This is a genomic window from Pedobacter sp. KBS0701, from assembly GCF_005938645.2.
Taxonomy (GTDB): domain Bacteria; phylum Bacteroidota; class Bacteroidia; order Sphingobacteriales; family Sphingobacteriaceae; genus Pedobacter.
This window is the reverse complement of the sequence record NZ_CP042171.1, coordinates 5415074-5439315: the sequence shown is the minus strand read 5'-3', so window position 1 is coordinate 5439315 and position 24242 is coordinate 5415074. Positions and strand designations below refer to the sequence as shown.

The window sequence follows — 24242 nt, the reverse complement described above, 5'->3', positions numbered from 1 at the left end:
GTGATTGCTCATCGCCAACTGAAAACAAAAACCTACAAATGAAAAATATCTTCATTGTTGTTTTCGCTCTTTTTTGTTTTAGCGCCAGGGCTCAACAAGCCTCTCCCGCTGAAATAAAATTTCCTGCTGCTGACCCAAGTCCTGCAGACATTGTTTATTTTCCGCTTAATGCCCCAAAGGCAAAAGCCGGAGATCCAACAAAACCGGTTATAAAGATTGTTTATTCGCGTCCACAGAAGAAAGGAAGGGATGTTTTCGGCGTTTTAGAACAGTATGGTAAAGTTTGGCGTTTTGGTGCCAACGAGAGTACAGAAGTTCGTTTCTTCAAAAAAGTAAGTATTGGCGGCAAGAAAATCAAAGCGGGTACCTATAGCCTATTCGCCATTCCTAACCAAGATACCTGGACCATTATTGTAAATAGTGAAACCGATAAATGGGGTGCTTTTACCTATAATAAAGCTAAAGACATTGTGCGCGTAAATGTTCCGGTTAAAACCTTGGCTAAACCGATAGAATATTTCTCGTTAACTTTTACACCGGCTACAGAAGGCGCAAACCTGATTATTGGCTGGGACAAAACACAGGTAGAATTACCGATTAATTTTTAAGTTAAAAAGAAATAAAAATATAAAGTCCCGGTTGTTGTCAGGACTTTATATTTAAAATCTATCCCCTTTTAGGGTTGATATTTATTATGCGTTGCCCATGTATGGGTCGGTTTGAGTAACTTCTCCGGTTTCTATTTTACCTGCATAACGGTGTTTAAATGAGGCATTCCCAGGCTGTATAATACTGAAATCGTACCAATTCGCGTTTTTAGCTAAATTAAATACCACATTCGTTCTCGATTTTGGCTTTATACTTACCGTTTTTGTCCCTGTTTTGTATTTATTATCGATAACCTGCAAAGTAATTAAAACAGCACCTTTGTTCTCTATGGCAAAAACAAGGTTTCCGTTAAGCTTTTTACTTACCAAACCACTTTGCTCCGGATAAGCTTTTATGACTACCTGAGGATTCTTTTTACTTCCGGCAAAATTTCTGTAGAAACCATTTGGTCCGCTGATGGCCAGGTCGTAAACTTCGCTGTCAAAATCATCTATTTTGATATTGTCTTTCAGGGTATCGCCAGCCTTTACTGCATAAGCCCAGGTTTTACCAGCCACACCTTTAAATTTGGCAATGGTATTCATGTTGAATGGTGCGCCAATACTTTCGGTTTCACTTCCGAATAAGGTTTTAGCCGATTGGAAAGTAAGCTCGATTTCATTGTTTACCACCTTTGCATCTACTATTAAGTGGTAAGGTAGTGAACAGGCATGTTTGGTTCCGTTTTCCTGTTTAGGTGCATGGATTGATGTTTCACGTGAAAAGGACTCGAATTTATTGATTTTAGCTATCTCTGTTTTATTTAGTGCCGTTGGGCCTACCTGTGCGGGTTTGTTTTTGGCATTACCGATATTGGTTACTACTACATCACGTTTTAAGGGCTCAGGAGACTTAATTTCTTCACCATTAAAGGGTCTGAATACGGAAGTTAAATCGCCGGAAATATTTCTTCGCCAATCGCTGATGTTATTGCTTTTAATCACTTTACCCGTTTTTTTTGCCAGCCATTTTTCCATAAACATTAAGGAAGAGGTATGATCAAAAACCTGCGAGTTTACAAAACCGCCTTTGCTCCATGGCGAGGCAATAATCAAAGGCACACGGTAACCCAAACCAATCGGACTCCCCTTCCGGACTTCGAAATCTGTTGCATAGTTGATTCCGGCAGATACTTTCCCACTACCTGGATCATCAGGATTCGGAACTACAAAAGGCGGCTGGTGATCGAAATAACCATCATTTTCATCGTAGGTTAAAACGAAGATCGTTTTTTTCCAAACCTCTGGGTTTTTGGTTAAGATATCCAAAGCCTCACTTACGTACCAGGTTCCATATAAAGGCGAACTGGTATGGTCTGAAAAACGCTGTGGCGCCACTAACCAGGAAACGGTTGGCAGTTTTCCGCTGTCTACATCTTTTCTAAACTGGTAAAAAATATCCCCTTTTGGAATATTGATGGTTTCTGATTGACCCTGATCGTTTTTAAACGTAAAAGGCTCAAGTTCCAGGTAATCTTTTTGCGAAATATTGGTGGTAAAGGCTTTATCAATCAGATTTTTTTCTTTTTGCGATAATTTATCGTATTTCGCCTGAACTTCTTTGGCTGATAATGCAGGTTTAACCGTATTATCGCCATTTTTTCTGAAATAAGCTGATAATTTAACGTTATGCCTGCTGATGTATTCAACAGGATTATCGCCGTAATTTCCCAACCAATCGTCTATTTCACCTTCCGGAAGTTTTGATGTCCAAAGCTCGTTCTGGTAAATGCGCCAGTCGATGCCATTATCTTCCAACGTTTCCTGAAAAGTTGGCCAGTCTACAAATACATTGTTCTGCGATTCAGCCTGATCGTTATTTACTACTGCCACACGGTTTTCACTTTTCTCTCCCCGTATCGTTCCGGTAAAAAAGAACAGGCGATTTGGTGTTGTTCCGGTTAACGACGAACAAAAATGCTGATCACATATCGTAAAAGCATCGGCCATGGCGTAATAAAAAGGAATATCATTCCGATCGTAATAAGCCAAAGTTATCGGGGTTTTAACCGGAAGCCATTTATCATAACGGCCACCATTACGCGCAGCAACCTGATCGTTCCACGAATGTGGCAAACCACCTTGCCAGGTAATTTTGGTTTTGTTAATGTCGACATGAAATGGGGCATAAGTATAACCCTGACCATCTTTTTGGAGCCAAACTTTGTTGCCATCTGGCTGGATATGCGGATGCGGATCATTAAAGCCACGAACGCCTTTCATTTTACCAAACATGTGATCGAACGACCTGTTTTCCTGCATTAAAAAAACGATGTGCTCTGCATCGTAAAAGGTGCTGCCCGACTCTGGGTTAATCGACATGGCTTTTAGCAACGAACTGGGCAAAGTGTTGGCCATACCCGTGGCCCCGGCAAACAAGGCCGCTTTTTTTAAAAATTCTCTACGTGAGTCCATAAATTATACAATATAGCTTAGATACCGCTAGTTATAGTTTTCAGTTACCATTTTTCAGTTGACAGTTAAATTTTAGTTAGAAGTCATTAGTCCAAGCTAACTATGCCAACAATTTAACAATCCAGCAATGAACTCTTGAACTAAAACCATCTTCCCTCATCCATCTCACCTCTTCCATCACTTCTGAAACACCCTCACATAATCCACTTTCATGGTTGCCGGAAAAATAGCATCATCCACTCCTTTTTTTCCGCCCCAGCCGCCACCCACAGCTACATTTAAAATCACGTGGAAATTCTGATCAAACGGCCAATCGCCTGATCCCTTTTTGGTATTGTTAAAAGTGAGGTATTTTTGATCGTCGATAAAGAAGTCGATGCGATCGGCAAACCATTCTATGGCATAAACATGGTATTCGGTATAAGGATTATTTACTTTTAAAGCTTTACCTACCTGCGTTTTGATAACGTGGTTAAATTTTTCGGTATGTACCGTTCCATGCACGCTATCAGGATCGTAGCCTACATGTTCCATAATATCAATTTCCCCGCTTTTTGGCCAATTACCATATTTCGAATCGGTTGGCAAAGCCCATATTGCAGGCCACAAACCCCTTCCTTTTGGTAACATGGCACATACTTCTACCCTGCCATATTTAAAATCGAATTTGTTTTTGGTGACCAACCTGGCCGAGGTATAATGGTTGGCCTCTTTATCTGCCTTTATTGCAATAATATTCAGGTTTCCTTTTTTAACAACCGCATTTGCGCTATCGGCATCAGTATAATATTGAAGTTCGTTATTTCCCCAGCCTTTTCCGCCAACATCATAACTCCAGTTTTTGCTTAAAGGCAATCCGGCATCATCAAATTCATCTGCCCATTTTAGTTTCCAGCCCTGAGTAACCGGAGTTTTTTTAATCTCTTCGAAAAGCAGTTCAGGCTCATTAGTTGTAATGTAATCTACCTTATGGGCTAAAAGCCACTGCATCTCGGGTGCTGCATTTACAGTCCATGCATTCACGGTTAAACCCAGTTTTTGTGCATTTTCGATCCAGTTATCTTTTTGGTAAACGCTATAATGATAATCAACACCTGTTAATTTATCGACTTTCATCTGCTCAGCACTGATTTCGCCCCTTAAATACGCCACTTTTGCTTTTGGTAGCAAAGCTAAAACGCGTTTGCAGTAATCGTAATCAAAACTGATGTATTCAACCCAATCGGTAACTTTTAACTTCTGCACCATTTCTACAGATCTATTGGTGACATCAATACCGCGCTCTTTGCTGATGAGCGATGGTTTGATCTCCAAAATCAGTTTGGTGCTTTTCTGCTTTTTGCCTTCTAATAGATAAGCTTCAAGTGTTGGGATTTTTTCACCATTGCTCATGGTTTTGGTCAATAGTTCATTATAATTGACTTTTTCGATGGTTAAACCTTGAAATTCCGGATCGTGGTTTATGACCAAAACACCGTCAGCCGTCATCCATACATCGAATTCTGAGCCATAACAGCCCAGTTTTACGGCTTCGTTTAAAGAAGCAATGGAATTTTGAGGAAAATTATTTTTCTTCCAGGCGCCACGGTGTGCAATTACCGGGTTTTTATTCCAGTTAAATTTTTGGGCAAAAGAAGCAGTAAAAAAGAACAACATCAGTGCAGAAATAAGTACTCGTTTCATGTTTTGGTATGATTATACAAAAAATCAAAAGTAGATTTTTATGAGAACACTCGTTTAAAATCTATGTAACCTTTGTATTAATAAAAACAAGATAAAGATTTTTAAATTAATATTTTCAACCACAGAGTACACAGATAAATACAGTGTGTGCACCTGGCCATTGGCTTTATAATTTGTTAAATAAACCCGATTGAAGCGGAAACCAAAAGCTTTTTCTGCTTTTGTTGCAGCAAAAAGCAGGACTGAAAACAGCTATGAAACACTTCCCGCTGTTTTCCAAAGAATAAAAAATAACATCTCCATCATCGGAAAACAGATAAACTATTTGAAATAAACACGTTACCTAAATATACTTTCCTTTCAATTGACTGGAACAATTTTTACATTTACGGTGATATGGTGAGCAATAACTACAACGAATTATTACGGAAGATCGATGAGTTTATCCGAAAATTTTACCTTAATAAAATTTTGCGTGGCAGCATTTATGCAGCTGCTATACTTCTCGCCCTATATTTAATTGTTTTTTTAAGCCTGTATTACCTCAATCCAACCGCAGGTTTTAAAACCTTTGTATTTTTTACTTACCTGCTCATCGGCTTATTACTGGTAGGTTTTCTCATCATAAAGCCATTGCTTGCTATGTTAAAACTAGGTAAACGCCTTACTTTTGACGAAGCATCGGTTATCATCGGAAACCACTTTTCCGATATTAAAGACAAATTGCTCAACACCCTGCAGCTTCACCGCCTATCAGAAAACCAGCCCAACAATAATCACCTCATTATAGCCAGTATCGATCAAAAAATATTGGAACTTAAACCCGTTCCTTTTTATACTGCGGTAAGCATTAATGACAATAAAAAGTATCTAAAATATCTTTTTATCCCACTTTCTATCATTTTATTCATCGCCATTATCGCTCCTGCAATTTTACGTGAGGGCACCAACAGTTTTTTTAAATACGATGAATATATTGCACCAAAGGCACCATTCAGTTTTGCAGTTTTAAATAAAAATTTAACCGTAACACAAGGTGATGATATAACGATAAACCTAAAACTATCTGGTGATGAACTTCCTGCTGAAATTTATGTAGAAGACGGAAAAAATACTTACAAACTGCAAAAAGAGAACATCAGCAAATTTAATTACAGTATAAAAAACATTCAAAGCGATAAAAAACTGGTTTTTAAAGGTGGTGGCTTCAGTTCTTCTGGATTTACCCTTACTGTTAAACCCCGTCCTGAACTGTTGAATGCAACAGCAACATTAAATTTTCCTGCTTACCTTGGCAAAAAAACTGAACAGGTAGCCAATGTGGGCGATATGCTCCTACCAGAAGGTACCAGGGTTACCTGGAACTTTAAAACCGGACAAAGCAGTTCAATTTTGTTTATCCTGAATGGTATCGAAAACAATTTAAAAGTGGAGGATAACGAATCTGCTTTTAATGCCACCATCAAAAACAATTCTAAATATAGCATCACTCCTAAAAATCAATACGTTACGCTTCGGGATTCTCTATCGCATCAAATCACGGTGGTTAAAGATCAGGCTCCAGGCATTACTGTAGAAGGAAAGCCAGATTCGGTAAGCAACAAAGCCCTGTATTTTAGTGGTCAGGTTACAGATGATTATGGTTTTAGCCGTTTAAGCTTTAAATACAACATCAAAGAAAACAACCGGATTGTTGGTTCATTTAATAAAAATATCGCCATCAAAAGTAATGTCACAGAGAATACTTTCTTCTATTTCTGGGATTTAAAAACGGCTTCAGCCAAACCTGGTCAGGAGATCGAGTATTACTTTGAAGTAGCCGATAATGATGGGGTTAACGGAGCAAAAGTTACCCGGTCGGAAATTAAAACCTTTAAACAGCCTACCAAAAAAGAAACTGCCGAACAGGTAAACGCAAGTAATCAGGCCTTAAAACAGAAGGTACAGTCGGCTATCCGTTTGGCCAATACCATTGAAAAAGAAAGTAAAAAGATAGCTGAAAGCCTGATTGATAAAAAACAGATCTCTTTCGAAGATAAAAAGCAGATTGAAGCCCTTTTAGATAAACAAAAACAGCTTGATGAAGCCGTAAAGGAAATTAAAGAGCAGAATGATAAAAATATCCAGCAGCAGGAAGATCAAAAACAAACCGAGGAACTTTTAGAAAAACAGAAGCAGATCAAAGACCTATTTGATAATGTGCTGGATGAAAAAACCAAAGAGCTTTTGCAAAAGCTGCAGAACCTGATGAATGAGAAAAATAAAGATCAGACAAAGAATGAGCTTTCCAAAATGCAATTGGATAATAAAACCCTTAAAAATGAACTCGACAGGATTTTAGAACTCTATAAACAGCTAGAATTTGAACAAAACCTTCAAACCGATATCAATCGGTTAAATGAGCTTGCCAAAGAACAAAAAGAGCTTGCAGAACAAACAAAAGATAAAAAACAGGATAACGAGTCTTTAAAGCAAAAACAGGATGCGCTTAACAAAGAGATGAAAGACCTGAAAGATGATCTTAAAAAACTGGAAGAAAAAAATAAGTCATTAGAAAGACCAAACCCTTTCGAAAATCCTGAAAAAGATGTTCAGGATATACAAAAAGAACAACAGGAAAGTAAAGATGCCATAGATAAAAAAGATTCTAAAAATGCGAGCCAAAAACAGCAAAAGGCCGCAGATCAGATGGAAAAGTTATCTAAGAAAATGAGCGACATGCAACAACAGGGTGAAGAAATGGAAAACAACCTGAATGCCAAAGAGTTGCGACGATTATTAGAAAATCTATTGACAACCTCATTTGATCAGGAAAAAGTAATGCTGGCATTAAAAAAAATGAACGCTACCGATCCATCATACACCAGTAACGTTCAAAAACAACGCAGCATTAAAGATAACCTTAAAACCATTGCCGATAGCTTATACAGCCTAAATAAACGTGTTCCGCAGATAGAATCAACAGTTAACGAGGAGATGAACAAGATTAACTTCAACCTGGATAAAAGTTTGGAAAATTTGGGTGATAGAAGAACATCTGAGGCTAATCGCTTCCAACAATTTACTATGACTTCTATCAATAACCTCACCCTGATGTTAAGCGAAGCCTTAAGTCAGCTGCAAAACATGCAGAAAAATGGTAAAGGTGGTAGTGGAAAAAAACAAAAGCAGGGTATGAAACAGCTTTCACAGATGCAGGACCAGCTGAATAAAAGTATGCAGAAAGCAAAGGAGCAAATGCAAAAATCGGGAGGTAATCAAGGTACAGTTGGTAAAGGACAAATGAGCCAGGAATTTGGTAAAATGGCACAACAACAGCAAATGATCCGCCAGGCATTGGAAAAAATCAACCGTGAAGAAAATAAAGATGGAACCGGTAAGATGGGTAACTTAAATGAGGCCATTAAAGAAATGAAACAGACGGAGAGCGATCTGGTGAACAAGCGCTTACAACAGGAAACTTTAAACAGGCAGAAAGATTTGTTAACCAAACTGTTAGAAGCAGAAAAAGCAGAACGCGATCAGGAAGAAGATTCAAAACGCGAAAGTAAAGCCGCAAAGGAGTTTCCTCCATCCTATCAAAAAATGGTCGATCAGTTTAAAAAACAGCAACAAAACGGTCATAGCATGTTGCAGAAAATGCCACCTAGTTTAAATTATTATTACAAAAATAAAATTACTGAGTATTTGAAATCGTTGAATATAAGCCAATAAATCCACTCGTCATCTCGACTGAGCGCAGCGAATGGAAAGATCTAATACAGGCAGATTTAGCTTCGCTGAGCACTACGTGGTTCTCGACTTCGTTGCACTTCGCTCGAAATGACGAAATTATATTCTTAAATTTGCAGCCATAAACCAAAAAACAATGCCTGCAATATCATTTTTTACAGAATCAGTTAGCTATAATCTTCCTCAAAAACTAAAGATCAAAAAGTGGATTAAAGCTACAATTGAAAAAGAAGGCTTTAAATTGCAGGAACTAAATTTCATTTTTTGTAGCGATGAATATCTTTTAGGCATCAACCAACAATATTTAAACCATGATACCTATACCGATATTATTACTTTTGATAATTCTGAAGAAGAAAAACAGATTGTAAGCGATATTTTCATCAGCATAGAACGTGTTAAAGAAAATGCTAAAACCTTTAAAACTTCAGAATTTGATGAGGTTTGCAGGATCATGATCCACGGAACCCTACATCTATTAGGATACAAAGACAAAGGAAAAGCCGCCAAAACCCTGATGACTCGAAAAGAAGATGAACATTTAGGATATAGAACTGAATTTGGATTAGTTTAGTCTACCTTTTTCTTTCCCATGATGTCATTCTGAGCGCAGTGAAGAATCTTTAAATGATTATCACAGCAATTTCATTCTCTACCTTCTTATTTGAGTTTGCATCCATTGATAGCAGATTCTTGCATTAAGAATAATAATAGGATCTCCACAATTTGCTAAGTCCAAGTAAATAATACCCTTTTCCTTATTATTTTTCCTGGCGTTCGTCTAACACTTAAGGGCGTTCGTCGACAATTAGTCTGTACTGGTATAATACACCCGAATTCCCTGCAACATTTTCCGTCAACCGCAGTCTATATTCAGAAAACAACAAATACATAATGGTCTGGAATTTATATTCTCGACATTATACAAGATAAAGTTTAGTTTTAGTTAATGATTGAAGCAGCGGTGGAGCGAGTCCAACCGCTGTTTTGTTTTTATCCTTCGACTCCGCTCAGGATGACAAAACCAATAAAAGATTCCGTGCTAATCTGCACATCCCTGGCTATCATCAATCAAGTTTCTGCCATTTTTACCTGATACAGAAGTCCTTTGCAATTTGAATATGCCGTTGCAAGTATTTTATCCTTACCTTTGCACTAATTTTCCTTTATAAATCCGAAATACAAAAAAATTGAGCACACTAATTGCGGCAGAAGGCTTAGGACATGGTTATCATGACGAATGGCTGTTTAAGAATTTAACCTTGGGTATTAACTCTGGTCAGCGCGTTGCGTTGGTTGGTATTAATGGTGCGGGTAAGAGTACACTTTTGAAATTACTGGCAGAAAGGTTCCCTCCGCTTGAAGGTAAAATTGTAAAAAATAAATCTGTTAAAATTGGTTTTTTAGATCAGGAACCCCAGTTTACCGAAGGTTATTCCATCAGTGATCATATTTTTTCTCTGGAGAATAAACAACAACAGTTGATCAAGGAATATGAGGAGTTAATTGAAGATCCCAATCCTGATGAGAAAACCCTTAACCGTTTGTATGAAGAGTTAAGCGAGCATAACGCCTGGGAATATGAGCATGAGATCAAGACCATTTTAAATAGAATGGGCATCACTCATCTTCAGCAGAAAATAGCAACCCTATCCGGCGGACAAAAGAAACGCTTAGCTCTGGCCAAACTTTTGATTGAAGATCCGGAAATTTTAGTACTTGATGAACCTACCAACCATCTGGATATTGATACCATTGAGTGGCTTGAAAAATTATTAACCACCGGACAAAAAACGATTCTGTTGGTTACCCACGACAGGTACTTTTTAGATAACGTATGCAATACGATTGTAGAACTGGACAGAGGTAAAATTTTCAATTATAATGGAAACTACGCTTATTACTTAGAAAAGAAATCGGAAAGGGAAGCCTTAGATGCAACGGTTCAACACAAGAACCAACAGCTATTAAAGAAAGAATTGGAGTGGATGCGACGCATGCCACAAGCTCGTGGAACTAAATCTAACGCCAGAATCAATGCTTTTTATGATTTAGAGGAAAAAACAAAGAAAAAGTCTGACAATCAGAGTATTAGCCTTCAAATGAAGATGTCTCGCCAGGGTGGGAAAATTATTGAAGTAGAACATATTGCAAAAGCATTTGATGGCCGTCCTATCATTAATGATTTTAGTTATACTTTTAAAAAAGGCGACAGAATTGGTTTAGCAGGAAAAAATGGAACTGGAAAATCTACCCTTTTAAATATTATTACCAGTCAACTTAAACCAGATGCCGGAACAGTTGATACCGGTGAAACAACAGTTTTTGGTTATTACAAACAAGGTGGTTTAACTTTCGATCCAAAAGAAAGGGTAATTGACATTGTAAAGTCAGATGCCGAATATATCAAAATGGCTGATGGTTCTGTGATTACTGCTTCTGCCCTATTAACCTTATTTCTCTTTCCGCCAAAGAAACAACATGGCATGGTAGAGAAGTTAAGTGGTGGTGAGAAGAAACGTTTGAACCTAATGAAAGTGTTGATGCAGAATCCAAATTTTTTGATTTTGGATGAGCCTACAAATGATCTTGACATTGATACTTTAAATGTACTCGAAGAATTTTTAGAAAACTTCCCCGGTATTTTAATGTTGGTTTCTCACGACAGGTACCTGCTCGATAAAATGAGCGATCAACTGTTTATCATGGAAGGCGAAGGTGTTGTTAAAATTTACAATGGTAACTATTCAGAATACCGCCTAAGTTTAGAACAGCCAAAAGCGAAAACAGAAACCAAGAAAACCTCAGCCCCTGTTATGGAACAAGTTCCAGTTAAAGCTGCAAAAAAATTAAGTTTCAAAGAGCAGAAAGAATTAGAAGATAGTGAAAGAGGTATGGTAGAAGCAGAAACTAAAATTGCAAATCTTACCAAAGCCCTAAATAATATAGATGCTAGCGACTATGTTAAAATTCAGGAAATTTCAAGTGAGATTGAAAATATACAAATTGAACTGGATGAATACACCATGCGTTGGTTAGAGCTTTCAGAATAATTTAAAACAATTCTATCCTATTTTCCACGTTATGTTTCACGTGGAACATTGAAAAATAATTAGACTTGTCACCCTGGCATAGGAAGATACATTATATTAAATAGTCAACATATACACGTTTATATTGACTATAAAACTAATAAATAAAATTGTTCCACGTGGAACATTAAGAAATATATAATAAAATGTTTTCAAAATACGATTTGATTGTTGTTGGTGCTGGTCATGCAGGCTGCGAAGCTGCCGCTGCCGCTGCCAACTTAGGATCATCTGTTTTACTGATCACAATGAACATGGGCACTATTGCCCAAATGAGTTGTAACCCTGCAATGGGTGGTGTAGCTAAAGGACAAATTGTTCGTGAGGTTGATGCCTTGGGTGGATATTCTGGAATTATATCAGATAAATCTACGATCCAGTTCAGGATGCTAAATAAATCAAAGGGTCCTGCTATGTGGAGTCCCAGGGCTCAGATAGACAGGATGCGCTTTGCTGAAGAATGGAGGTTAGCCCTAGAAAACACCCCAAATGTAGATATTTGGCAAGATAGTGTAGTAGGATTATTGGTTAAAGACAATACGGCGTATGGCGTAAAAACATCTTTAGGTATAAAGATAGAAAGTACAGCTGTGGTATTAACCAACGGAACCTTCCTTAATGGAATTATTCATATTGGAGAAAAGAAATTCGGTGGAGGCAGAACTGCAGAGCGATCTTCTACAGGAATTACGGAGCAATTAGTAGAGCTCGGAATGGAATCAGGCAGAATGAAAACAGGTACTCCCCCACGTGTTGATGGCAGAAGTTTAGATTATTCTAAGATGGAAGAGCAGTGGGGAGATGAAAATAGAAGTAAATTTTCGTTCACAGACACCCTAGTTACCACCGATCAACGCTGTTGCTGGATTACCTACACAAACAGTGAAGTACACGAAACTTTAAAAGAAGGATTCGAAAAATCTCCAATGTTTACAGGTCGTATTAAAGGTTTAGGTCCTAGATATTGTCCATCTATAGAGGATAAAATTAATCGTTTTGCTGAACGCGATCGCCATCAGATTTTTGTCGAACCTGAAGGCTGGAATACTTGCGAAATTTATGTAAATGGTTTTTCTACTTCGCTTCCTGAGGATGTACAATTTAAGGCATTAAGATTAATACCAGGCTTTGAACAGGCAAAAATGTTCAGGCCAGGATATGCCATTGAATACGATTTCTTCCCACCTACCCAATTATCATTAACCCTGGAAACTAAATTGATCAGCAATTTATTTTTGGCAGGACAAATTAACGGAACTACGGGTTACGAAGAAGCAGCTTGTCAGGGTTTCATGGCCGGTATTAATGCCCACCAAAAAATTCACGATAAACATGAATTGATCATGAAAAGATCAGAAAGTTATATAGGTGTTTTAATTGACGATTTGGTTACTAAAGGAACTGAAGAACCTTACCGCATGTTTACTTCAAGAGCTGAACATCGTTTATTATTAAGACAAGATAATGCAGATATTCGCCTATCTCCTATCGGCCACGAACTCGGCTTAATTTCAGATGAGCGTTTAGAAAAAGTAAATCAGAAAATAGCAAATGCTGATTCTTTGGTAAAATTTACCAGGAACCAGGGCATAGAAATGAGTGATGCAAATCCAATGCTTGAGAGTTTAGGATCGAGCACTTTAAATCAAAATGTAAAAATCCATAGTTTGGTAGGAAGACCTCATGTTGGTTTACAGGATCTGATTAAAGTAAGTAAGCCATTGGCAGAGGCTACCAAAAATTTGGATAACGAAACCATAGAACAGGCTGAAATCAAAATTAAATATGAAAGCTATTTTGAGAAAGAAAATGAAATTGTAGCCAAAATGTTAAAAATGGAAGACAAAGAAATCAAACCAGATTTCGACTATAATAAAATTGTTTCCATTTCAAAAGAGGCACGGGAAAAATTATTTAAGATCAAACCACGTACCTTAGGGCAAGCATCAAGGATTTCAGGTGTATCACCTTCAGATATATCAGTTTTAATGGTTTATATTAATAAGTAATTGATTATCAGTATTTTAAATAAATAAAAATAGACTTTAAATAAATCGATACAAAGCAATAAAAAGATTTTTTAATGTTAGAGTTCCAAAAAGTTTAAAAATTCGTCAGAACGTTTAAAATATGCCAAATTTAAAAGATCAGTATTTTAACCTTAAAAATCTCGCGGTTCTGGTAACCGCCCTCCTATTTTTTGGCTGTGCGAGTATCCAGACACCGCAAGGTGGACCAAAAGATACCAAGCCACCAAAAGTTTTAAGCATGACGCCAAAAAATCAAACGAGGAATTTCAATGCTAAAAAAATCATTATTGAGTTTGATGAATATTTTAATATTAAAGATGAGTTTAAAGAGTTTTCAATTTCTCCTGATCAGGAAAAACTTCCCGTTCTAAAGAAGCGTCAAAAAAGATTGGAAATTGCACTTCAGGATTCTTTGGAAAAAAATACAACCTATACTTTAAACTTTGGCAAATCCATAGCTGATGTAAATGAAGGTAATGTAGTTAAAAATTTATCATACGTTTTTTCAACCGGTCCAGACATCGACTCTTTATCTATCAGTGGTAAGGTCATGAATTCACTGAGCGACGAACCAGAAAAAGATGCCACCGTATTTATTCTTCCCTTAGAAAGAGATACCATTTTTGGAAAGAGACGTCCATCTATATACACCACTACTGATAGCGCCGGAACCTACAAATTAAACAACTTACGAAAAGGTACCTATAAAGTTTACGCGATTAAGGAAAGCAGTGGCGGTGGTGATAAAATTTATCAGCAAATTTCAGACGAAGTGGGTTTTATTAAAGAACCTGTGGTGATCGATAAAAATCTGGATAACATTAACCTTCAAATTTTTAAGGAATTAGCCCCGGAATTTCGCGTTTTAGACCGAAAACTGAATAATGATGGAAGTATATCAATTATCTTCAATCAGCAGCTTAAAAGCCCTAAAATTACAGTTATGGATCCACCGGCAGTTGATGTTGGAAAGTACGTACACTTCACCAAGAATAATGATACTGCCAAAATATGGTTGAAAGACCTGAGTTTTGATTCGGTTAAAGTGGCGGTTCAGGATCAGGGTAAAGTACTGCAGACTTTAAATTTTACTCGTGGTAAAAAAGATACCTATACCCGTGATGTGACCATAGCAGATAACCTGTCTGGAGGTAAGTTAAATCCGTTTCAGCAATTAACCCTGACTTTCCCATTTCCAATGACAAGTGCTGATCCATCAAAGATCACCCTATTGGAGGATTCTGTAAAACGGACCAATTTCGAATTGGTAAAAGACAGTGTAGATCAACAAAAATACTACCTCAAATACCCATGGAAGAATAAAAGAACTTACGACCTAAAATTAGGCGCAGGTGCATTTACAGCTATATTTAATGCAAAAAATAAAGATGTATCTAAGAAATTTACGCTGGAGAGTTCTGATGCCTACACTACTCTGGCTTTAAATGTAACCGTACCAGATACTGCAAAAAATTACATTGTACAATTTCTTAACGAGAAAAAAGACGTTATTAAATCGTACCCAGTAAGCAAAAATTCAAAGATTTTATTTTCAAAATATCCAGCCGGAAAATATATGCTCAGGGTAGTATATGACGATAATAAAAACGGAATATGGGATACAGGAAGTGTTAAAGGCGGTTACCAACCCGAAAAAGTTTGGTACTTAAAAGCTTTAATGGATTTAAAACCCAACTGGGAACGGGAAGATCCATTGGTCATACCACCTCCAACTCCTTAGAAAAACCCGTCATCTCGACTGGAACGGAGAGATCTATCTCGATACAGATTTCTCCATTCCGTTTCACATCAGTCGAAATGACGACCTAAGTGGTGAACCAACCCGAATACATAATATAATTATCAGGCAACTTATTTAATAAAGCCCTTTGCTCTTCAGTAATGGGCTTTATTTTTTTTGCAGGTGTACCGGCATATAAATAACCTGTTTCGCAGATCGTATTCTCCAACACAACTGAACCAGCTGCAATAATGCAATACTCTTCTATAATGGCATGATCCATTACTATAGCGCCCATACCGATTAAAACATTATCCTGTACAGTACAACCATGTACAATGGCATTATGTCCTACAGACACCCGGTTACCGATGTGTGTTGATGCTTTTAAATAGGTAGCGTGGATTACCGCACCATCCTGGATGTTTGATTCATTTCCTATCGTAATGGCATTTACATCGCCTCTAATCACAGCATTAAACCATACTGAACATTTATCACCAATCACTACATCACCAACAATGGTGGCGTTTTCGGCAATGAAATTATCTTTTCCTATTTCTGGATATTTATTTTTTACGGGTAGTATTAGAGGCATAATATTATTTCACGTCACCCTGAATTTATTTCAGGGTCTTTAAAGTATTATTTATATAGCACGTTAGATGCTGAACTAAATTCAGCATGACGATATTTTACTAAAAAACAGTATCTACCAGTTCTTTAGCATGTTCAGGATAATCGGTAGTATAGTGTAATCCCCTACTCTCCTTTCTTTGCATCGCAGATTTAATCACCAGGTAAGCCGTTTGAATGACATTTCTTAGTTCGCAAAGTTTAACCGAAACTTTATTCTTTTTATAAAATTCTTCTGTTTCCTGGTAAATTAAAAATAAACGACGATGTGCCCTTTCTAAACGGAAATCTGAACGTACTATACCTACATAATCGCCCATAACTTTTTGCAGCTCTCTCAGGTTATGTGTTACTAATACATCTTCATTGCTTTGGGTAACACCTTTAGAGTCCCATTCTGGAATATCATCGGGAATCACATTATTTTTAAAGTTTTCAATTGCATCCTGATAAATGCGATGTGCAAAAACCGTAGCTTCAAGTAAGGAATTGGAAGCCAAACGGTTAGCACCATGCAAGCCGGTTGAAGAACATTCTCCACAGGCATATAGATTTTTGATTGAAGAACGACCATATTCATCAACCAGGATACCACCACACATATAATGTGATGCTGGCGTAACCGGTATATAATCTTTCGTCATATCAATCCCTATGGATAAACACTTTGCATATATATTAGGAAAATGCTTTAATATATCTGATTTACTACGCATGGTAATGTCCAGATACACAAAGTCATCCCCTGATTTTTTCATTTCATTATCTACTGCACGAGCTACAATATCACGTGGTGCCAACGATTTACGCTCATCATACTCCTGCATAAATTCTTCACCATTCTTACGCCTTAAAACTCCACCAAAACCCCTCACAGCTTCAGAAATTAAAAACGATGGATACTCTCCGGGATGATATAAAGCCGTTGGATGGAACTGTATAAACTCCATATTCCTTACTTTTCCTTTAGCACGGTAAACCATCGCCATACCATCACCTGTTGCAATAACCGGATTTGTTGTGGCCGAGTACACGTGACCGGCACCACCTGAAGCCATCACAGTCACATTTGCCACAATCTTTTCCACATCGTTAAGCTCTGTGTTAAAGGCATATACCCCATAACAGTTAATATCTTCGGTACGTTTATCCACAAATTCACCCAGGTGATGCTGGGTAATTAACTCCAGCGCAAAGTAATGTGTTAATATCTCTATGTTGTTATTCTCATGAATTTCATTTAGCAATACCCTTTCAATCTCATATCCGGTGATATCTTTATAGTGCAAAACGCGGTGTTCGGAGTGTCCCCCTTCCTTTGCTAAATCATAGAAACCGGAGTTGTCTTTATCGAAATTTATACCATAGTCAATGATCTCCTGGATGCGCTGAGGTCCCTCTTTTACAACGATTTCCACAATTTTTTCGTCGCATAATCCATCTCCCGCAATTAATGTATCTTCGATATGTTTTTCAAAAGAATCACCTTTATCCACCACAACTGCAACGCCACCCTGAGCGTATTTTGTATTCGATTCGTCTTCGTTCGACTTTGTCACAATTAAAACCTTACCAAACTTTGCAGCTTTAAGTGCAAAACTCAAACCCGCTATACCTGAACCGATTACCAGAAAATCTACTTTCCTCATTAATAAAAACATTTACTTTATCCACGATGTTAACAACTAGTTGATAAATGTTAACTCTGTGTCTAAATTATCCTAACAAATAAATTTGAATGTTTAAAGCTACTCTAAAAACACAATTTGCCACAATCTTTTGCGCAATTTTTAAGCAGCTTTGTACAAGTAATTAACTTTTTACCCACTTATAAACAATTAACATTCCAGTATTGATAAAAATTGAACTGATTTTCGATAACCCTGAAAATCAAACCTATTATATTATAAAAATGTAATCTAAATGTTAGTAAACGATTAACAACTTATATAAAAGAAAGAATTTTATCAACTTGCCAACATTATTAACACACTAATAAACAAACAAGATTTATTTATTTAAAATAACTTATTAATTATTGAGACGTGGAAAGCTTTATCTTTGACCAACGTCAAAATTCAAAAAAGGAAAATTTTAAAATGAACATAGATGTCTTAGAAGAAATCAACAAAAAAGGTTTCGCAGAAGAAGAAATTGATCCTACGCTCGATCTTTTCGCAGAGATTGAGAAATTAAAAAAGGAAAAGAATGCCATTATCCTTGCACATTATTACCAAGAACCTGACATACAGGATATTGCAGATTATATTGGAGATAGTTTAGGCTTATCACAGGAAGCTGCAAAAACAGATGCTGATGTAATCGTATTTGCCGGCGTACATTTTATGGCTGAAACGGCAAAGATTTTATCGCCCAATAAAACCGTTTTATTGCCTGATGTAAAAGCAGGATGTTCATTAGCAGATAGTTGTCCGCCGCATTTATTTAGAAAGTTTAAGGAAAAATATCCGGATCACCTGGTAATCACCTACGTAAACTGCACGGCTGAATTAAAAGCTTTAAGTGATATTGTTTGTACAAGTACCAATGCGGTGCAGATTGTAGAGAGTTTACCAAAAGATCAAAAAATAATTTTTGGTCCGGATCGTAACTTAGGTGCTTACGTGGCGAAAAAAACAGGTAGGGATTTGGTGTTATGGAATGGTGCATGCATGGTACACGAAATTTTTTCTCAGGAGAAAATTACAAAACTGAAGGAACGCCACCCTAATGCCAAATTTATTGCACACCCGGAATGTGAAGAAGTGGTTTTAAAAATGGCTGATTACATTGGCTCTACCACCGGTTTGCTAAAGTACACCATCACTAACCCGGCTACAGAATTTATTGTGGCTACCGAAAGTGGAATTATCCACCAGATGGAAAAGGCAAATCCGACAAAAACGTTTATTCCGGCACCGCCAAATAACAGCTGTGCCTGTAACGATTGTCCGTATATGAAAAGAAATACTTTAGAAAAACTATATTTATGTATTAAAAATGGTCTGCCTGAAGTAACTGTTCCTGAGCATATTATTGAACAGGCGCGTAAACCGATCCAAAGGATGTTGGATATTTCGGCTGAATTGGGCTTGTAAGCCTGACTTCCGAAGTTTTGCAGCAGCCCGCAGTCCGGCAAAACTTCGGAAGTCTAATTTTACATTTATGGAAAAAAACAACATCCTTAAAAATTATTCAGGCTTATTATGGCTTTTGGCAGGTATTACTGTTGGAAGCATAGTGGGTTTAATTTTTGAAAAAAGTGTTGAAAGTATTAAACCCCTGGGTGATATATTTTTGAACTTGTTGTTTACCGCGGTTATTCCATTAGTATTTTTTGCAGTTTCATCAGCCATTGCAAATATAGACCGGACTAAAAAACTGGGGAGATTATTAACGGTAATGGTTTTGGTTTTCCTTGCAACGGTATTGATTTCTGCAATTTTAACATTGGCAGCTACTTGGATTTTTCCGATCCATCAGCAATTGGGAAATGCAACAATACCGACAGAACCTGAAAAAATTCAATCATTTGGCGAACAGATGACGCAACTTTTAACGGTTGGTGAGTTTTTTGAAATTGGAAGTAGGAAAAATATGCTTGCGCTGATTATTTTTTCAGTTTTGGTGGGATTTTCTACTTTATATGCGGAAAAAGAAGGTGAAGGCTTTAAAAAATTCCTTGTTTCTGGTAATGAAGTGATGAAAAAACTTATCATTTTGATCATGAAACTTGGTCCGATAGGTTTAGGTGCTTACTTTGCCTATCAGGTTGGTGTTTTTGGTCCACAGCTTTTCGGTACTTATGCAAAAGCTTTAGGTTTGTATTATGGTATTGGGGCATTTTATTTTATCGTTTTTTTCACTTTATACGCTTTCGTTGCAGGTGGATTTAAAGCCATAAAAGTGTTTTGGAAAAATAATATAGTACCATCTTTAACCTCTATCGGAACCTGTAGCAGCATTGCTACTATTCCGGCAAATTTAGAGGGGACTACAAAAATGGGGGTTCCAGCTTACATCACCAATGTGACGATTCCCTTGGGATCAACTTTGCATAAGGATGGGTCGAGCATTAGTTCCATTATAAAAATTGCCGTTGTTTTTGCCATTTTTGGTAAAGATTTGGTACATGTGGATACCATTATTTTAGCCTTGGGTATTACGGTTTTGGTGAGTATAGTAGAAGGTGGAATACCGAATGGAGGATATATTGGGGAGTTATTAATGATTTCGGCTTATCAATTGCCACCAGAAGCTTTGCCACCTGCCATGATTATCGGAACGTTGGTTGATCCCATGGCAACTTTGTTAAATGCCACCGGTGATAATGTTGCGGCCATGTTGATTGCCAGATTTACTGAAGGTAAAAACTGGATGGAAAGTAAGTATTTGTCATCATGACGTAGGAAGGATCTGTAAGCTATGAAACACCAGCTAGCGCAGCTAAAGATTCTTCGCTATGCTCAGAATGACAATTGATTTTAAAAAATAAAAATATGAGGCTTCGCCTCTAACTATTGTATATGTTTGAAAATAAAGAGCGTACAGATATTAATGAATTAGGCGAATTTGGGTTAATTAAACACCTGACTACTAATTTTAAAATTAAAAACGATTATTCGGTAAAAGGTGTGGGCGATGATGCAGCCGTTTTGGATGCAAAAGGAAAACAGACTTTGATTTCGACCGACTTATTATTGGAAGGAATCCACTTCGATTTGGCTTATGTGCCTTTAATGCATCTGGGTTATAAAGCGGTTCAAGTGAACCTGAGTGATATTTATGCCATGAACGGAAAAGCAAGTCAGATTACGGTTTCGCTGGGTTTATCAAGTAAATTTCCGCTTGAAGCTGTAGAAGAAATTTATAAGGGCATTGAGCTGGCCTGCAATAAATATAACATTGATTTAATCGGTGGCGATACTTCCTCAAGTAAACAAGGCTTAGTGATCAGTATTACCAGTATTGGTTATGCTGATGCTGATAAAGTGGTCTACAGAAATGGTGCTCAGGAACATGATTTATTGTGTGTTTCTGGTGATTTGGGTGGTGCTTATCTAGGGCTGCAAATTCTGGAAAGAGAGAAATTAATCTATCTGGAAAATCCACAGATCCAACCAGATTTAGAAGGTAAAGATTATATCATCGAAAGACAATTGAAACCTGAAGCCAGGATGGATATTGTTGCACTTCTAGATGAAATGAATATAAAACCAACTTCTATGATCGATGTTTCAGATGGTTTAGCTTCCGAAATTTTGCACCTGGCAGAACAATCTGATAAAGGGATCACGATTTATGAAGAGAAAATTCCTTTAGATCCAATGACTTATGAAACTGCCCGCGAATTAGGTCTAGATCCTACGGTTTGTGCTTTAAGTGGTGGCGAAGATTATGAATTGTTGTTTACCATTAGTCAGGAAGATTATAAAAAGCTGAAACATGATGTAGATATCACTGTAATTGGTCACGTTACCGATAAAAATTCGGGTTGCAAAATGGTTTCTAAATCAGAAAAAGTACACGAGCTGAAAGCCCAGGGCTGGAATGCTTTTAAGAAATAAAAATAGGTCGTCATTTCGACTGGAGTGCAACGAAGTCGAGAAATCTGTCTAGATAGATCTCTCCATTCCACTGCGTTCCAGTCGAAATGACGATTTTACTTTGTAGCTGATATTGCTAAGAAAATATAAAACGTTCTCAGCGATATCGACTTTTTTGTTTTAAAGCCATATATATTGTTTCTAGGCAAAATAAAACCTATTCTATTCACTGAAAAAAAATAATGAAAAAATCGCCCTAAGGCTTTCAGAAAAAATAGCTAACTTTGCAAGTTTTGACTTTTATTTTTTTAACTATAAATTTCCTAAAAATCTGGAGTTCCGTTTTGTAACTATCAAAGCTATAAATCATGCGTTTCATTTAAATCTAAGTACTTCGTATCAATCTGTTTAGTAGCCTTTGCACCGAGTTTTTTAATCTTTTCTGAAGTATTGGTCAAGTTTCCGGCACCTACCGATAATTTATTAATGGCTTTATCGTAAGCATCTTGTCCGTTTTTAATGTATTTACCGATATTTTCCATATCGGCAACAAATCCCACAAATTTATCGTACATGCTGCCGCTTAAACGGGCAATTTCCATTACGTTGCGGTTTTGACGTTCCTGTTTCCACATACTGGCAATGGTGCGTAAAGTAGCCAGCAAAGTTGATGGACTTACAATAACCACCCTCCTGTCCCAGGCAAAATTGAAGAGTTCTGCATCTTTTTGTACTGCAATGCTAAAAGAAGATTCAATGGGAATAAATAATAAAACAAAATCAGGAGAATTGATTTTATATAAATCCTGATAGTTTTTTGATGATAGTTCCTGAATGTGATTCTTAATGGAGGTCAGGTGCTGTTTTATATAGCCTTCACGCTCTTCGTCTGTATCTGCTGATACAGATCGTTCATAAGCGACCAAACTTACCTTAGCATCAACAACAAGGTGTTTATCATCCGGGAGGTCGATCACCACATCGGGCTGGTATCGGCTACCTTCTGCTGAAGTATGTGAGGCTTGAATGCGGTATTCCTGATCCCTAACTAAACCAGAGCGCTCCAGTACCTTTTCCAGAATGATCTCTCCCCAGTTTCCTTGCTTTTTACTGTCGCCTTTTAAGGCTTTGGTTAAATTATTGGCATCTTCCTGGATGAGTTTGCTTTGAATCTGAAGTTCTGAAATTACACCTTTCAATATATTTCTTTCGTCCGATTCGGCTTTGTAAACCTTTTCTACCTTATCTTCAAAAGCTTTGATATTTTCTTTCAGAGGATTGAGGATGATATCCAGGTTGGTACGGTTTTGCTCAATAAATTTGGTGGATTTTTCTTCCAGGATTTTATTAGCAATCAATTCGAAATCTTTATTCAGCTTTTGTTGCGACTGCTCATAACTTAATTTTTGTTCGGCCAATTTTTCTTTTTCAGCCAGGTAGAATGATCTTGTGCTTTCGAGCTCACGGTTGGCATCTGCCAGGCGGTCGCGTTCGGCCTGTAGTTCATCAATCAAACGTTGCTGCTCCTGTTTAAGAAGTACTGTAATATGTTCTTTTTCTACCGATAAGTTAGAAACACGTTCATCGGCTTTTGCTAAACTGATTTTTAAAGTTTCATTTTCGCCTTTCATCCGCTCAAAATCTTCTACTGATACAATAGATAACGCAGCTTGAGGTTTCTTTAACAATAAAATGACCAGAACAATTAAAATAACAATTAGTAAAGCGATGCCGATAGTCTCCATAATGATAAAAATTTTAGTAAAAGTGGAGATTTAAAATAGATATACCAAAAAAAATTAGTCATCTTGAACAAGATAAAACCGTAAAATTTTTCTATAATTGGACATTAGTATTTTATAAATGAACGCATTAACAGTCCTTATTTCCTGCCCCGATCAGGTGGGTTTGGTAACCAATATTACCCGTGTGCTGGCTGCACATCAACTCAATATTATTGCTATGCGTGAGTTCGTTGATGAAGCCAATAAAGCATTTTTTACAAGAATTGCCTGTACGGGAAATTTAGAAGATGTGGAAAAATTAAAGGAAAAACTTTTAGAAAATCTTCCAAATGCCGCTGAGGTAAATTTAATTGCAGAACAGGAGAAGCAAATTGCTGTTTTAGTAACTAAAGAGTATCACTGTTTGGCGGAAATACTGATCAAAAACCAATTTAAAACTTTAGGTGCCAATGTTCAATGTGTCATTGGTAATTATGAGAGTTTAAGGGATTTTACTGAAAAACTGGGCATCCCTTATTTTTACGTAGATCATAGCAATAAAGATAAAAGTGTATTTGAGGCTGAAATAAAAGAAATTATCAATCAGTTTGAGGTAGATTACCTGGTATTGGCCAAGTTTATGCGGATTCTTTCAGCTGATTTTGTAAAAGATTATGCTGGTAAAATCATCAATATTCATCATTCCTTTTTACCAGCTTTTATTGGTGCCAATCCCTATCGCCAAGCTTTTGAACGTGGGGTAAAAATTATTGGAGCTACTGCACATTTTGTTACCGATAACCTGGATGAAGGTCCGATTATTACCCAGCACACCAATCACGTTGATCATAATTTTGGCGTTAAAGAAATGGTAAGGGCCGGTAAAGAAATTGAGAAAAAAGTATTATTGGAGGCTTTGGAACTCATTTTTGAAGATCGGGTTTTTGTGAGTGGGAATAAAACGGTGGTGTTTAAGTAAGTGATATGCGTTTAGGG

Annotated in this window: 15 protein-coding genes; 10 read left to right on the top strand and 5 right to left on the bottom strand. The window is 37.1% G+C overall.

Annotated features, from left to right (window positions below; genetic code table 11):
• Positions 1-38: 38 nt before the first annotated feature.
• On the top strand, positions 39-608 hold the full coding sequence (locus tag FFJ24_RS22020; protein WP_138819290.1) for a DUF2911 domain-containing protein: 570 nt from the start codon (positions 39-41) through the stop codon (positions 606-608).
• 84 nt (positions 609-692) lie between these two features.
• On the opposite strand, the gene FFJ24_RS22015 is transcribed toward FFJ24_RS22020, so the two are convergent.
• On the bottom strand, positions 693-3062 hold the full coding sequence (locus FFJ24_RS22015) for a phosphocholine-specific phospholipase C (RefSeq protein WP_138819289.1): 2370 nt from the start codon (positions 3060-3062) through the stop codon (positions 693-695).
• A 177-nt stretch (positions 3063-3239) separates the two neighbouring features.
• The gene (locus FFJ24_RS22010) at positions 3240-4745 is read right to left on the bottom strand and encodes a glycerophosphodiester phosphodiesterase family protein (RefSeq protein ID WP_138819288.1); all 1506 of its coding nucleotides are present in this window, start codon (positions 4743-4745) and stop codon (positions 3240-3242) included.
• Between the two features lie 396 nt (positions 4746-5141).
• Here FFJ24_RS22010 and FFJ24_RS22005 point away from each other — a divergent pair, with 396 nt between their 5' ends.
• The 5 genes from FFJ24_RS22005 (at position 5142) to FFJ24_RS21985 (ending at position 15340) form a co-directional block, all read left to right on the top strand.
• On the top strand, positions 5142-8459 hold the full coding sequence (locus FFJ24_RS22005) for a DUF4175 family protein (protein ID WP_138819287.1): 3318 nt from the start codon (positions 5142-5144) through the stop codon (positions 8457-8459).
• Between the two features lie 154 nt (positions 8460-8613).
• Positions 8614-9051, top strand: a complete 438-nt coding sequence (gene ybeY, locus FFJ24_RS22000) for an rRNA maturation RNase YbeY (protein WP_138819286.1) — start codon at positions 8614-8616, stop codon at positions 9049-9051.
• Positions 9052-9667: 616 nt separating this feature from the next.
• Entirely contained in the window at positions 9668-11530 is a 1863-nt protein-coding gene (locus tag FFJ24_RS21995; RefSeq protein WP_138819285.1) for an ABC-F family ATP-binding cassette domain-containing protein, read from the top strand.
• Between the two features lie 185 nt (positions 11531-11715).
• Complete coding sequence (gene mnmG, locus FFJ24_RS21990) at positions 11716-13578, top strand: tRNA uridine-5-carboxymethylaminomethyl(34) synthesis enzyme MnmG (protein WP_138819284.1); 1863 nt, start codon at positions 11716-11718, stop codon at positions 13576-13578.
• Positions 13579-13699: 121 nt separating this feature from the next.
• Positions 13700-15340: an Ig-like domain-containing protein gene (locus FFJ24_RS21985; RefSeq protein WP_138819283.1), complete on the top strand. Its 1641-nt coding sequence runs from the start codon at positions 13700-13702 to the stop codon at positions 15338-15340.
• 85 nt (positions 15341-15425) lie between these two features.
• Here the strand turns inward: FFJ24_RS21985 and FFJ24_RS21980 are convergent, their stop codons facing one another.
• Both FFJ24_RS21980 and nadB read right to left on the bottom strand, forming a co-directional pair.
• Positions 15426-15938: a gamma carbonic anhydrase family protein gene (locus tag FFJ24_RS21980; RefSeq protein WP_138819282.1), complete on the bottom strand. Its 513-nt coding sequence runs from the start codon at positions 15936-15938 to the stop codon at positions 15426-15428.
• A 100-nt stretch (positions 15939-16038) separates the two neighbouring features.
• Positions 16039-17625, bottom strand: coding sequence for an L-aspartate oxidase (gene nadB / locus FFJ24_RS21975; RefSeq protein WP_138819281.1), 1587 nt, complete (start codon positions 17623-17625; stop codon positions 16039-16041).
• 408 nt (positions 17626-18033) lie between these two features.
• Here nadB and nadA point away from each other — a divergent pair, with 408 nt between their 5' ends.
• The 3 genes from nadA (at position 18034) to thiL (ending at position 21543) form a co-directional block, all read left to right on the top strand.
• Complete coding sequence (gene nadA / locus FFJ24_RS21970) at positions 18034-19074, top strand: quinolinate synthase NadA (RefSeq protein ID WP_371717080.1); 1041 nt, start codon at positions 18034-18036, stop codon at positions 19072-19074.
• 67 nt (positions 19075-19141) lie between these two features.
• Complete coding sequence (locus tag FFJ24_RS21965; RefSeq protein ID WP_138819279.1) at positions 19142-20380, top strand: dicarboxylate/amino acid:cation symporter; 1239 nt, start codon at positions 19142-19144, stop codon at positions 20378-20380.
• Between the two features lie 122 nt (positions 20381-20502).
• Positions 20503-21543: a thiamine-phosphate kinase gene (gene thiL, locus FFJ24_RS21960; RefSeq protein WP_138819278.1), complete on the top strand. Its 1041-nt coding sequence runs from the start codon at positions 20503-20505 to the stop codon at positions 21541-21543.
• A 338-nt stretch (positions 21544-21881) separates the two neighbouring features.
• On the opposite strand, the gene FFJ24_RS21955 is transcribed toward thiL, so the two are convergent.
• Positions 21882-23267: a DNA recombination protein RmuC gene (locus FFJ24_RS21955; RefSeq protein WP_138819277.1), complete on the bottom strand. Its 1386-nt coding sequence runs from the start codon at positions 23265-23267 to the stop codon at positions 21882-21884.
• Between the two features lie 118 nt (positions 23268-23385).
• On the opposite strand from FFJ24_RS21955, the gene purU reads away from it, so the two are divergent.
• Positions 23386-24225 (top strand): formyltetrahydrofolate deformylase, encoded by an 840-nt coding sequence (gene purU / locus FFJ24_RS21950; protein WP_138819276.1) that lies wholly within the window; start codon positions 23386-23388, stop codon positions 24223-24225.
• Positions 24226-24242: the final 17 nt, after the last annotated feature.

Coding starts and splice junctions, on each gene's coding strand:
- FFJ24_RS22020 (WP_138819290.1), top strand. CDS start 39: ATGAAAAATATCTTCATTGTTGTTTTCGCTCTTTTTTGTTTTAGCGCC.
- FFJ24_RS22015 (WP_138819289.1), bottom strand. CDS start 3,062: ATGGACTCACGTAGAGAATTTTTAAAAAAAGCGGCCTTGTTTGCCGGG.
- FFJ24_RS22010 (WP_138819288.1), bottom strand. CDS start 4,745: ATGAAACGAGTACTTATTTCTGCACTGATGTTGTTCTTTTTTACTGCT.
- FFJ24_RS22005 (WP_138819287.1), top strand. CDS start 5,142: ATGGTGAGCAATAACTACAACGAATTATTACGGAAGATCGATGAGTTT.
- ybeY (WP_138819286.1), top strand. CDS start 8,614: ATGCCTGCAATATCATTTTTTACAGAATCAGTTAGCTATAATCTTCCT.
- mnmG (WP_138819284.1), top strand. CDS start 11,716: ATGTTTTCAAAATACGATTTGATTGTTGTTGGTGCTGGTCATGCAGGC.
- FFJ24_RS21985 (WP_138819283.1), top strand. CDS start 13,700: ATGCCAAATTTAAAAGATCAGTATTTTAACCTTAAAAATCTCGCGGTT.
- FFJ24_RS21980 (WP_138819282.1), bottom strand. CDS start 15,938: ATGCCTCTAATACTACCCGTAAAAAATAAATATCCAGAAATAGGAAAA.
- nadB (WP_138819281.1), bottom strand. CDS start 17,625: ATGAGGAAAGTAGATTTTCTGGTAATCGGTTCAGGTATAGCGGGTTTG.
- FFJ24_RS21965 (WP_138819279.1), top strand. CDS start 19,142: ATGGAAAAAAACAACATCCTTAAAAATTATTCAGGCTTATTATGGCTT.
- thiL (WP_138819278.1), top strand. CDS start 20,503: ATGTTTGAAAATAAAGAGCGTACAGATATTAATGAATTAGGCGAATTT.
- FFJ24_RS21955 (WP_138819277.1), bottom strand. CDS start 23,267: ATGGAGACTATCGGCATCGCTTTACTAATTGTTATTTTAATTGTTCTG.
- purU (WP_138819276.1), top strand. CDS start 23,386: ATGAACGCATTAACAGTCCTTATTTCCTGCCCCGATCAGGTGGGTTTG.